Annotated in this window: 10 protein-coding genes; 7 read left to right on the plus strand and 3 right to left on the minus strand. The window is 44.1% G+C overall.

All coding sequences use genetic code 11. From position 1 onward, the window contains the following. Window position 1 precedes the first annotated feature (1 nt). The gene (locus R8G66_26825; GenBank protein ID MDW3196014.1) at window positions 2-1,435 is read left to right on the plus strand and encodes a rubredoxin domain-containing protein; all 1,434 of its coding nucleotides are present in this window, start codon (window positions 2-4) and stop codon (window positions 1,433-1,435) included. Between the two features lie 93 nt (window positions 1,436-1,528). Here the strand turns inward: R8G66_26825 and R8G66_26830 are convergent, their stop codons facing one another. The 3 genes from R8G66_26830 to R8G66_26840 form a co-directional block, all read right to left on the minus strand. Next, on the minus strand, window positions 1,529-2,104 hold the full coding sequence (locus tag R8G66_26830) for a hypothetical protein (protein ID MDW3196015.1): 576 nt from the start codon (window positions 2,102-2,104) through the stop codon (window positions 1,529-1,531). Between the two features lie 284 nt (window positions 2,105-2,388). Then, the gene (locus R8G66_26835) at window positions 2,389-3,957 is read right to left on the minus strand and encodes a hypothetical protein (GenBank protein MDW3196016.1); all 1,569 of its coding nucleotides are present in this window, start codon (window positions 3,955-3,957) and stop codon (window positions 2,389-2,391) included. A gap of 42 nt (window positions 3,958-3,999) precedes the next feature. Continuing rightward, complete coding sequence (locus R8G66_26840; protein MDW3196017.1) at window positions 4,000-5,604, minus strand: hypothetical protein; 1,605 nt, start codon at window positions 5,602-5,604, stop codon at window positions 4,000-4,002. 133 nt (window positions 5,605-5,737) lie between these two features. Between R8G66_26840 and proS the strand changes: the two genes are divergently transcribed. The 6 genes from proS to R8G66_26870 all read left to right on the plus strand — a co-directional run bounded on the left by proS (window position 5,738) and on the right by R8G66_26870 (window position 12,776). After that, window positions 5,738-7,213, plus strand: a complete 1,476-nt coding sequence (gene proS / locus R8G66_26845) for a proline--tRNA ligase (protein MDW3196018.1) — start codon at window positions 5,738-5,740, stop codon at window positions 7,211-7,213. A gap of 273 nt (window positions 7,214-7,486) precedes the next feature. After that, on the plus strand, window positions 7,487-7,951 hold the full coding sequence (locus tag R8G66_26850) for an NfeD family protein (protein ID MDW3196019.1): 465 nt from the start codon (window positions 7,487-7,489) through the stop codon (window positions 7,949-7,951). 241 nt (window positions 7,952-8,192) lie between these two features. Continuing rightward, window positions 8,193-9,203: a flotillin-like protein FloA gene (gene floA / locus R8G66_26855; GenBank protein ID MDW3196020.1), complete on the plus strand. Its 1,011-nt coding sequence runs from the start codon at window positions 8,193-8,195 to the stop codon at window positions 9,201-9,203. A 105-nt stretch (window positions 9,204-9,308) separates the two neighbouring features. Next, the gene (fabG, locus tag R8G66_26860) at window positions 9,309-10,055 is read left to right on the plus strand and encodes a 3-oxoacyl-[acyl-carrier-protein] reductase (GenBank protein MDW3196021.1); all 747 of its coding nucleotides are present in this window, start codon (window positions 9,309-9,311) and stop codon (window positions 10,053-10,055) included. Between the two features lie 123 nt (window positions 10,056-10,178). Beyond that, the gene (locus R8G66_26865) at window positions 10,179-12,233 is read left to right on the plus strand and encodes a hypothetical protein (GenBank protein MDW3196022.1); all 2,055 of its coding nucleotides are present in this window, start codon (window positions 10,179-10,181) and stop codon (window positions 12,231-12,233) included. Between the two features lie 93 nt (window positions 12,234-12,326). Further along, on the plus strand, window positions 12,327-12,776 hold the full coding sequence (locus R8G66_26870; protein MDW3196023.1) for a DUF1572 family protein: 450 nt from the start codon (window positions 12,327-12,329) through the stop codon (window positions 12,774-12,776). Window positions 12,777-12,918: the final 142 nt, after the last annotated feature.

Raw genomic sequence — 12,918 nt, forward strand, 5'->3', positions numbered from 1 at the left:
TATGGGCAAAAAAAAGGAGGTGAAAGAGCTGGTCAGGGTTTTTGTGAAAGGGGGCATCATTTCTCCAGGAGATTTCCTGAAGGTTTTGATTGTGGCCGAAAAACTCGGTGCCGAATACATTCATTTCGGATCTCGGCAAGACATTTTATTGCCGGTGAAAGAACAGGATCAGGTATCTCTGGAGCAAACTTTCCAATCCATTCGAACCGAATACGAGATCAACACCTTCAATTACCAGAACATCTCCAGTTCCTATGTTTCACAGGACATATTGCCTTCGAAAGCATGGTTGGTTTCTCACATTTACCACTACGTTCTAGACAGCTTCGACTACCGGCCTCAATTACGGATCAATGTGGTAGACTCTTCTCAAAGTCTGGTTCCACTGTTCACCGGTCAAATCAATTTTGTCGCTTCTAATCAGGAGAATTTTTGGTATGTCTATCTGAGATTCAGGAACATTGAAGAAACGCCCTGGCAAATGCCCTTGCTCGTGTACACTGAGGACCTGGTCAAAGTGGCACAAACGGTAGAAAAACATTACCTGGATGGGTCGGTCGACAATTATCAGGACCTATTTCGACACGTTTCGGAAACGACCCAGATGAATACGCAGCCCGTAACGGAAGACCTGGTGTTACCCGAAACGCATTTTCCATATTACGAAGGAATGAACCGACTAAGGGACGATAAAAACTGGTTGGGTCTGTACTGGAGAAGTAATGAATATCGCATTTCTACTTTACAGGCCATCATGAAGCGGTGCATTGATACAGAGGTCGGAAAAGTCTCGCTTACACCGTGGAAGTCCTTCATCATTAAAGGCATCTCGGACAAAGACTTGATCGGATGGGAAAAACTGATGGGGAAATTCGGGATGAACCTACGCCATTCTGCCCTGGAGCTCAACTGGCATTTACCCGCTTTAGACCGGGAGGCACTCGAACTCAAATTTTATCTGGTTCGCGAATTGGACAAGCAGGACATCAGCACCTACGGATTGACCTTCACCATCAAGACCTCCGATGATATCACGTTATTTACGTCGATCGTTATAGAAAAGCATACGATTTCACCAGAAACAACTACCTACAACATCCTTTACAGCAAGAATTTCAATGCCAATGAGATCGAATATCGGACCTATGCGGCTGATGTTCCAAAGAGTGTGTTGACCTCTTTGATTGTGGAATTGAGTCAGATGTATTTCGATAATTTGGACGACAGTTCACCTGAGTCTCACAAGGTCAAGCAAATCAATGATCAGATCAGCGATCGCGTGTATCAGTGTTCCCATTGCCTGACACTCTATGATCCAACTTATGGCGATCCAAAAGCAAATATTTTATCCGGCACGCTATTCGGGGACTTACATAAAGATTATTGCTGCCCTACTTGCGGAGCGGATAAGAGTGCGTTTGCGTTGTTGAGATAGAAGCACTTTTTCGAAGGTCTCAATGTGCTTACTGCTCGGTGAACTTCGAACTTAGTTTCTTCAAAGAATGACTCTGAGTAGCTTAGAAAAAAGCTATTTCAGCTTGTTAATTTCTGACTTGTCTTTCAAGAAAATCTGTATCGTTTCCATACTATTCAAACCAAAATTACTCAAGCCAATATCCTTCCTCATTTCAAGAATTAATTTGTCAACACTTTGAAAAAGCTTCTTTCCATCTGATGGATATCCAGCTGCTATCTTCTCATATTCAATATGAGCTTTAATAACATTTGAAGAAGCCCTCAAGAGTAGATCTCTTCTATACTCTACCATGAAATCAATAAGATTTTGTTCGGTCGGCACTATAGTTGAAGTCAACTCATTACTTCCGGCTATTACCTCTACTAACTTTTTAATAAACTTATTGTATAACTCAATTTTAGACTCTCTGTGTGCCTCTTCAAGCTCACGAGTCTTAATTCTATTTTGAGAATAGATGGCCACAGATACTCCTACTAATATAGTAGCCGCTGCTGTGACTATCGCGGCTCCAAGCTTCGAGTCAGCTGTTTGTAGAAAAGTTAATAGTTCCTTCCCTCCAAGCCAAAGTAACCAAGCAAATCCTACTATTATGATCATAGCAAGAATCATTGAGAAAATTTGTTTCATTAATTCAATTTATCGTGGTTTAAATAATAGTCAATGCCATTAGCACTTCCTCAATCACCCTCAATGACTAATTTTATGATTTCGTTCATTGATGGAATTTAATATTAAATATATCTCAATAATATTAAAACCACTTTCTGCAAAGCTTCCTTATCAAGAATCCCAGAGCTATCAAGCTGGTAATTATTTCTGAGTATATTTTATTTAACCAACCTCAAATAAAAAAGTCCAGGCGAACACCTGGACTTGTATCAATTAACCCTTTTAGGATTTTATAATCTCTTTTAGAAAGTAAACCCGAAGGTCACCAATGCACTAGTAGTACTTTGTTCTACAGTCGCCACCGGTGTGTTCTCAGCAGTAAAGTAAGGGCTAAACAACGCGTCACTTCTGCTGTTAACAATCGCCAGGTCTACGAAATACCCGGAGCTGCGATATCCTAAGCCAACCGAGATGTTCTGAATACTTCTGTCAAAATCAGAGTCCTTGAAAGGGTCTGCCTGATATCCATAGCCACCACGGACACGCATTTGATCGAAGCGCAACTCTGCGCCTAATCGGTAATTGACCACCGCATCATACAAAGCAAGGATCTCCTGATTATCGGCTCTTTCCTGAAAATCATTGGTTCGGATCTCAGCATTCGAGTAATCTACAAACTCAACATCTGCGGATAAGAAACCTTGCTTGCCGAGGAAAACCGTCGCTCCTACGTTCAATTTCGAAGGGGTACGCAAATTATAATTCGAAGTGAAAATGTCACTCTGCTCAGAGATTAATCCTAATTGGATAGTATCATCTGGCAACTGGTAGGAATAGAACTCATTCCACAGTGTTGTAAAATCAAACGAATTCTCCTCTTCCAATGCGTAGTAAGTGGGAGAGGTATAATTCACACCCAGGGTCACAAAGTCGACAGGCCGTGCAATCAATCCTACGGACAAATTAACGCCTGCTCCGGTCACATTCAATTGATCCTCAATCGTGATACTGTTCAGGATATCATCCGGGTCCCCATTCTCAAAGGTGAATCCATCCTCTGAATAAGTTCTGGTTCTTCGAAAATCAACGGTAGCAATGCCCAGTCCTGCTCCAAAATAGAGCTTATCCATGTAGTTACCTCCCCAGGCAATATTGATCTGGTTTTGTCCGCCTCGCGTTCGGATGCTTTCTGTTTGACGTGGCAAGGAGCCATAGAAACTACCCACCAAAGACGTATATCCGTCGTAAGCAGGATCATCTTCTACCAGCGTCACCAGTCCATTATCAAAGACGCCAAATCCATCCGTTCTATCAATCAGAAAATGATTGTAGGCCACCGACTCGAATCCTCCCAGTCCTCCAGGATCGGAAATTCCTGCATTTTCCACGAAAGAATCTACAATGGAGTTATTGGGATTGATACCCTGGTATTCTACTTCATTTTGGAAGTTGTTGGTCCGATTAAAAGTAATCGCAAATGATCCTCCTCGAAACTTGTTCTCTGAAGTATTAGGTCTTCCATAGTTGATCACCACACCTAAATGTGCAAAATTGAAATTATTGCGAAATGAGGAAGTGTTATCATCCAGGTAAGAAGCATCCGCATTGTGAAAATTTAAACTGGGGGTAAACTCGAAGGTGCTTCGATTGTAGAAGCCCAATCCCGCAGGATTAGAACTTGCTGAACTTTGATCTCCTCCAAGAGAAACCTGTGCTCCCCCGAGGCCCTGAATCCTGGCCGTGCCTCCAAAAGTCGTTCTACTGAAGAGTAAAGCGTCATTGTAATAACCAAAGGGACCCTGGGCCGTGGCCGTACTCACAAGACATACCATGAGCAGGCCAAATATATTTAGCTTCAAATTTTTGAACATTTCTTTTTGAGTTTTGTGTACGACTACTAGTTTCCTGAATGACTAGTTTCTTCCGCCTCTTCCTCCTGAACTTCTGCTGCCACCACTGCTGCGGCTTCCTCCACTACTTCTGCTCCCGCCACTACTTCTTGATCCACCGGAGTAAGAAGAAGATCTTGAACTTCCGCTACTTCTGCTTGGAGAAATAGAGCGGCTACTTGATCTGCTGCTTGAGCCTGAGCTGTAAGACTTAGAAGAAGAACGGCTGCTAGAACCTGAGCTATACGATCTTGATCTGCTCGATCTGCTTGAGCTACCAGAAGAATAAGAACGATTAGAGCTACCAGAGCTTGGTCGAGTGCTATAGCTTCTGGATGATTGACTACCAGATCTACGGTTCGTGTTCGCGTAGTTTCTTGATCTGGACGTACTAGAGCTAGAGTAACTTCTTCCTGACGAAACCGCACTTCTTGAAGGCTGCGTTCTTCTTACCGTGCTTGAGCTACGATTACTTCTTGAAGTATTGACCTCTGCACTTCTGGCGTCTCTGGACCTTGCCACAGAGCTGCTTCTTGATCGATTAGACGAAGCGTAAGATCGGCTTGAACGTCCGGAATTGTAATCTTCTACCCTTCTCGGAGAGTATCTTGAGCTGGATCGGGCCGTCGTAGCACTTCTGGCTCGACTTCCACTTGACCTGGTAGCACTGCTTCTGTATCTTGTTCCACTGGTACTTCTGGCTACACGACCATTGCTTGCTGCACGACCATTCGCACTTGAAGCAACGCTTCCTCTGCTCCCTCTGGTCACCACGCTTCTGCTTCCTGCGGCACGGCTACCTCTCACTTGGCTGGCAAGAGACCCACCTCGGCTATTTCTGGCACCAACTACCACATTTCTTCTACCGGCAGCACGTCGCTCACCGACTACCACTACCCTGTTATAGGCTCCCGTGTAATATCCGTTGTAATATCCTGCCAGATAAGCATTGCCACGAGGAGCAAAGCCATATCCGAATCCTGGAGGACAGAAGAATGGATCATAGAAGCCTCCACCCCATCGGTTCCATCCATTGCCCCAGCCAAATCCAACATTCCAGCCTCTGTTCCAACCCCAGCCGACATTCCAGCCAAAGCCAGCATTCCAACCCCAGAAGGGATCGTTCCAACCCCAGAACGGATCATTCCAGCCAAAACCAGTATTCCAACCCCAGCCATTGTTCCAGCCCCATGGGTCATTGAACCGTGGATCGAATCGATAGGCAGAGCTACCGTAGTAATTATTGATTACCGTGGGCGTAGATGTGGGTACATCGTCAGGATAATATTCGATTACCTCGTCACCTTCATATCCATATTCCGGATTGATGGTGTCTGCCTCGGCATCTGCCTGATATCGAGCGATGTATTCCGGATTTACCCGGGTTGCCGAATAGTTATCGTCGTAGGTATCATTTCGAAAAGACTGATACGTCGTTCTTGATTCGGAGTTTGCATCGCTGACACCACTGAACCCTGGCTTCTTTTCAGCCAGTTTCAGGCTTTCTTTCTCTCTATCCTTGGAGGTATAGTAAAGATCATCGTATTCCTGAGCTGTCAATCCCTGCAGACCCACGATAAGTGTAAAAATCACTAACAAAAACGGGGTAAAAATCTTCGTCGCTTTCATGATACTACAATTTTAAGCATTTAAAACCATTAAATCGAGTTCCTGCCCAAGCATGATCGGCTTTATATTTGCGCCGCTTGCTCGATTTGATTAGAGTTATGCAATTACTATACCAAAAAAGAAAAATCTGAAAATGGGCAAAGGAATTCCGTCAAGATCGGAAGATTATTCGCTGTGGTACAACGAATTGGTCAAAAAAGCAGGGTTAGCAGAAAATTCACCCGTACGTGGTTGTATGGTGATCAAACCCTATGGATTTGCCATTTGGGAGAAAATGCAGCAAACGCTGGACCAAATGTTCAAGGATACAGGGCACTCAAATGCCTATTTCCCTTTGTTCATCCCAAAATCCCATCTCAGTCGCGAGGCTGACCATGTGGAAGGTTTTGCCAAAGAATGTGCAGTAGTCACCCACTATCGTTTGAAAACCAATGAAGAAGGAACGGGTGTAGAAGTAGATCCTGAGGCAAAATTGGAAGAAGAGTTGATCGTTCGACCTACGTCGGAAACGGTGATCTGGGATTCTTATAAGAACTGGATCCAGTCCTACAGAGATCTTCCATTGTTGTTGAACCAATGGGCCAATGTGGTCCGCTGGGAAATGCGAACACGCCTTTTTTTGAGAACTGCGGAATTCTTGTGGCAGGAAGGGCACACGGCTCATGCCACAAAACAGGAAGCTCAGGATGAGACGGTGCAAATGCTGAACGTATACGCGGAATTCGTGGAAAAATTCATGGGTGTTCCTGTCATCAAAGGGGTTAAAACCGAAAGTGAGCGTTTTGCAGGTGCAGAAGATACTTATTGTATTGAGGCCATGATGCAGGATGGCAAAGCCCTTCAGGCTGGAACGAGCCACTTCCTGGGTCAAAATTTTGCAAAAGCTTTTGATGTGAAGTTCGCTACCAAAGAAGGGAAAGAGGAATATGTATGGGGAAGCTCATGGGGTGTGAGTACCCGACTAATGGGTGCATTGATCATGGCGCATTCAGATGACGAGGGATTGGTATTGCCTCCGAATCTGGCTCCCATTCAAGTAGTGATCGTTCCTATCTATAAAGGTGAAGAGCAGCTTCAGAACATCAGAAATGTCGTCGATCCATTGGCGAAAGAACTAAAGTCACTGGGTGTTTCCGTAAAATTCGATGATCGGGACACGCACAAGCCAGGTTGGAAATTCGCTGAATATGAATTGAAAGGTGTACCTGTTAGAATTGCCATGGGTAATCGGGACCTGGAAAACGGAACGGTAGAAATTGCCCGAAGAGACACCAAAGAAAAGCAAACCATCGCTTTAGATGATTGTATCAGCCACATTCAAAACTTGCTAACAGAAATGCAGGAGAATGTCTATCAAAAAGCACTTACCTTCCAACAAGAAAACACGCATGAAGTAGATACTTATGAGGAATTCAAAGAGGTTTTGGAAAAAGAGGGTGGATTCATCTACGCTCATTGGGATGGTACAGCAGAAACGGAAGAAAAAGTAAAGGAGGAAACCAAGGCGACCATTCGCTGTATTCCTTTGGATCGTGAAATGACTCCTGGCACTTGCATGGTGACCGGGAAACCTTCGAAAGGAAAGGTATTGTTTGCTAAGGCTTATTAATCAAACGTAACATAATATTGCAGTCATAAAATTTAATCGTCATTCCTGCGCATGCAGGAATCTCAAGCTCATTTAGTACTTCTATGATTGAGATTCCCGCCTACGCGGGAATGACGGTAATGTATTATTGTAGGGGGATCATAACAGTAATTCGAGGAATCAGTTTGCGATTCTCAGAATCAAATCAAAAGCCCCGATTTATCCGTTACATCATAGAGCAGCTAAAAATGCCTTCGAAATTGTATCTTGCTTTTTTTAATTGACAATGTTGATATGGAACTTGTAACTGTCTTAGGGTTTATCCTTTTCGGCCTGATATTGATCATCGTTGAAGTGATCTTCGTACCAGGGACCACTTTCGTGGGAATTGCGGGATTCATTTTTGCTGGTTACGGCATCTATCTCAGCTTTGATTATTATGGGAATAGTGCTGGTTTTACCACACTCGGCTTATCCTTTATCATTGGTGTAGGTATCATGGTCTACGCCTTCAAGTACAAAGCCTGGGAAAGATTTGCTTCGAAAGGAACGATGAAAGGGACAGTCAATGATGAAAAAACCTTTGAACTTCATGTCGGAGACGAAGGGCTCACTATTTCTTCTCTGAAACCAATCGGTAAAGCCTCTTTCAATGACGAAGAACTGGAAGTTCGGTCTTTGGGAGAGTTCATCGAAGAACGGCAGGCGATTAAGATCATTGAAATCGACAACCAGAAGATCGTCGTTTCGAAAATCTAACTTGATACCTGTTTGATCGTACTATTCAATAATCGAAGTGAAGCGTCCGAAACCTTCCTTTTTCAATCCCCCACAAGACCCCCGCTTCCGCGGACGGCTTTAGAAGTTGGATTAGTGGCGTTTCGAAGCTTCACTATTTTAAATCCAAATCCTTAATTCCTACTTAAACCCTGTCAAATTGCATTTGACTTTACCAATAAATTATCTGATCTTCACCTTCTAACAATTTGCGTTTATAACTATGGCTAATTTCACTGTGATCATTCTGGTTTTCGCCGGAATCATCGGTTTTTTCATATTCCTTTATTTCGTTCCGGTTAATCTCTGGATCACGGCAATATTTTCGGGTGTTCGTGTAGGTTTGGCAGAATTGGTATTCATGCGAATTCGTAAGGTACCGCCTTCTATCATTGTCAACTCACTGATCACTGCAACCAAAGCAGGCCTGACCATATCGGAGGATGGATCAGAAGCGAGGCGGACCCTCAAGAGTTCGGACCTGGAAACCCACTACATGGCAGGGGGTAATGTTCCTCAGGTCATCAAGGCACTTATATCCGCAGATAAAGCCAACATCAACCTTTCTTTCCGTCAAGCTACAGCCATTGACCTGGCCGGAAGAGATGTATTTGAAGCAGTTCAGATTTCGGTGAATCCGAAAGTGATCAATACGCCATCCGTAGCTGCAGTTGCCGCTGATGGTATCCAGTTGGTCGCTAAAGCACGGGTAACCATTAGGGCCAACATCCAACAATTGGTCGGGGGAGCTGGGGAAGACACCATACTTGCTCGGGTCGGCGAAGGTATTGTGACCTCTGTGGGTTCTGCAGCCACTCACAAAGAAGTACTGGAGAATCCTGATAAAATCTCGAAACTGGTACTACAAAGAGGACTGGACGCTGGTACTGCGTTTGAAATCCTGTCAATCGATATTGCTGACGTAGACGTAGGGGCCAACATTGGCGCGAAACTTCAAACGGATCAGGCCTCCGCTGACTTGAAAGTAGCGGAAGCAAAAGCAGAAGAGCGACGAGCTATGGCGGTTGCAGAAGAGCAAGAAATGGTAGCAAAAGCGCAAGAAGCTCGTGCACAAGTGATCCTTGCGGAAGCAGAGGTTCCTAAAGCACTGGCAGATGCATTCAGATCCGGCAACCTTGGCGTGATGGATTACTACAAATTCCAGAACATCCAGGCGGATACGGAAATGAGAGAATCTATTGCCGGAACGGACAGTAAGAAAAAGAAAGACTAAGTCTTATTTAGAACATACAATAGAAGGCGATCCGAAGGGTCGCCTTTTTTGATGGCTGTCATTTAAGACAATCCATCTATTTTAGCGGAAATTTTTAGGAATCTTATGAAGTTACTGGAAGGAAAAAATGCATTAGTGACCGGAGCATCCAAAGGGATCGGACGGGCCGTGGCTTTGAAATTAGCGGAACACGGAGCTAATGTAGCCTTTACTTATTTGTCAAGTGTAGAAAAAGGAGAGGCACTGGTAAAAGAGTTGGAAGCTTTCGGCGTGAAAGCGGTGGGCTATCGATCTGATGCCTCAGATTTCACTGCGGCTCAAGAATTGATCGATGGCATGGTGAAAGAATTTGGCTCACTGGATGTATTGATCAACAATGCTGGGATCACCCGGGACAACCTGCTCATGAGAATGTCTGAAGAAAGCTGGGACGAAATCATGAATGTGAATTTAAAGTCTTGCTTCAATACCGTAAAAGCAGCTTCCAGAACTTTGATGAAACAACGATCCGGTTCAATCATCAACATGTCTTCTGTCGTGGGTGTGAAAGGAAACGCCGGCCAGGCCAATTATGCGGCTTCAAAAGGTGGGATCAATGCTTTCTCAAAATCTGTCGCTTTGGAATTCGGATCACGAGGTATTCGTTGTAATGCGATCGCTCCAGGATTCATTGAAACCGAGATGACTGAAACCCTGGATGAAAAAGTGGTCCAAGGCTGGAGAGATGCCATTCCTTTGAAAAGAGGAGGTCATCCCAATGATATCGCAGACTGCTGTGTCTTCCTGGCATCAGACATGTCTACTTATATCACCGGACAAGTGATCGAAGTAAATGGTGGGATGAACACCTGATCAGGTAACTATCTGACCGATCATCCGAAGAATTCAAATTTTGATCCGGGAAAATAAAACTGAAACGAAAGTGAGCCGTTTTACCATCATTGGTATGTAGCAAAACGGCTCCTTTACCTTTATATGGGGAATTCTTTTATTGTATTTGAACAGGCAAGTGGGTGGATCGCCCTGGGAGTGGTTATTGCGCTTGTATTGGCTATTGTCCCCTATTTCCGTGTCAGCTATCCCTGGTCAAAATCTATGTCCGTTTTCCTTGGTACCCTTAGGTTCCTTGGTATATTCCTCCTTTTCCTTTTATTGCTCAATCCTCTGCTTCGGCAACTGAAAAACAGAACGGAAGAACCAATCGTTGCTGTGCTTTACGATCATTCGGAATCCGTCAAAATGATGACCGACTCTGTGACATTGCAAGGGCTACGGACCGATCTTGAAGCACTCGGAACTTCGTTGCAAGGACAAAATATTAATGTTGATTTCTGGAATCTGAATCAACAATTGGCTTCTGCGGCAGAGCTTCAATCAAGCGTAGCTTCCACTTCCAACCTTTCAGGCGCGCTGAACGAATTAACTGAAACATATCAAGGCATCAATCTGGCAGCAGTGGTCATGGTGTCTGATGGTATCTATAATCGCGGCGTATCCCCTACCTACTATCAATTCTCCAAACCCGTCTTTAGCCTCGGACTTGGAGATACGATCCCTGTAAAAGATATATCAATCAAATCCATTAAATCCAATACCGTGGCTTATCAGGGCAATCAATTCCCGGTGGAAGTCATCGTAGAGCAAGAAGGATTTGAAAATCAAGAAAAAACCATCACGATCCGTAAAAACGGCAAAGCTTTACAGACCAAAAACTTTACCAATGAAGCACGTTTAGATTTCTTATTGGATGCAGATCAGGCAGGCTTAGCCAGATATTCTGTAGCCGTAACTCCATTGGAAGAAGAGACGTCCATCGCTAATAATTCTAGTGATTTCTATGTAGATGTAATCGAAGGCAAGGAACGCATCTTGATACTAACTGCTGCACCGCATCCGGATATCGCCGCTATCAGAAGGGCCCTGGATCAATCAGAAAATTTTGAGACGGAACTTTTCATCCCCGGACTGTCGAAACAAGAACCCAGTGGCGAATACGATGTGATCATCGAACATGGCGCCTTCAGCCGCAATTTCCCCAAAATCATCATAGAAGGCAATCCTTCTCGCTGGTACATCCTCAACAAAAGTTCACAATTGGATGTCGCACAAGAGGCCACTGGCTGGTCCATCGAAGCGCAGAGAGCACAACGAGATAATGTAAGAGCAGCTTTCAATCCGGTATTTTCTTCATTCGAACTGGATCAGGATGAAATAGATATCTTTTCTAGATTCACACCGATTTCTGTTCCTTTTGGCGAATACAGTGCAATCGGACCTGTCCAGACCTTGATCTATCAGCAAATTGGCAGCGTCATCACCAGTCGTCCTTTGTTGGCAGTTCAAAATGATGGCGCCAATAAATCGGCCGTATTGATGGGACCTGGCATCTGGCAATGGCGCATGCTGGAAAATACCGAAAATGGCACCAGTGAACATTTTGATGAGATCATCAACAAGCTGATCCAATTCCTTAGCGTAAAAGCGGACAAAAGAAAATTCCGTTACCAACCGACACGAAGCTCTTTTGATGAAAACGTCAATGTGCAGTTTCAGGCAGAGCTTTACAATGACATCTATGAGCGTGTCTACGGACAGAAAATTGACATCAGTCTGATTGACGAGTCTGGGAACTCCCAGCCATTTGAATACTATCCCAGCGAAGAAGATGGCGGCCTAAACATTGGTCCACTTCCTGTGGGTGTTTATCGTTTTGAAGCCCGATCCTCTTTTAACGGTAAGAATTATTCAGCCAGAGGTGAATTTTCGGTTAAGCAGATCAATCTGGAAAGCATTGAATTGACGGCTGATCACCAATTACTGCAAGAGATCTCTAAAAACACAGGTGGCAACTACTATCATGTCAATCAAAAAGAAGAGTTATTCAGTCAGCTAAGAAGCCTGGATCCTCCTGGCATTATCCGTACCTCTGAAAATTTCTTCCCGCTCATCGAAAGCATTTGGCTGCTTGTTTTTGCAGTGCTCTTTTTCACCACTGAGTGGATGTTGAGGAAATTTCTCGGTTCATATTAGCAGATTTCATCTTGTCCTTGATGAGACTTCATGTGTAAGTCTCTCACACAACGAGGCCTTGCTGTAGCTTTATCTAAAAATTAATTGCAACACATGAGCAGCATCCAGGCCCTGACCACCTTATACGAAAGAGACATTGATCGCCTTAAAAATGAAATAGCTTCCTACCAGCAAGAAACCAATCTCTGGCGAAAGGAAGGCACCATTGCCAATTCAGCCGGTAATCTATGCCTTCATCTCATTGGCAACCTCAAACACTTCATTGGTCTTCATATAGGCCAAGTGCCTTATGAAAGAGACCGTGATGGTGAGTTTTCAAATACGGATATTCCCCGAGATGATATGATCGCTGAAATTGAAGGCACCAAAGCAATTGTATCCAAAGCCCTAAACACTTTATCAGACCATGATCTTAACAAGGACTACCCGATCGAGTTTGGCGGCAACACACCAACAATCGCCTATATCCTGATTGCAATGCAATCTCATTTAGGGTATCACCTGGGACAGATCAATTATCATCGGAGGCTGTTGGACTTGTAGAGAACATGAATTCCCACCATTACTCCGAGATCGATAAGTATGTCTGTTTAAAGTTCCGGGACTGACATTTCTATCAGAATCAGCGACTGTGCCTTAAGGATTCCCGCTGTTTTGTAGTTTATTCATTGAACAAAGGTGTGTA

This window comes from Cytophagales bacterium (assembly GCA_033344775.1).
Classification (GTDB): domain Bacteria; phylum Bacteroidota; class Bacteroidia; order Cytophagales; family Cyclobacteriaceae; genus JAWPMT01.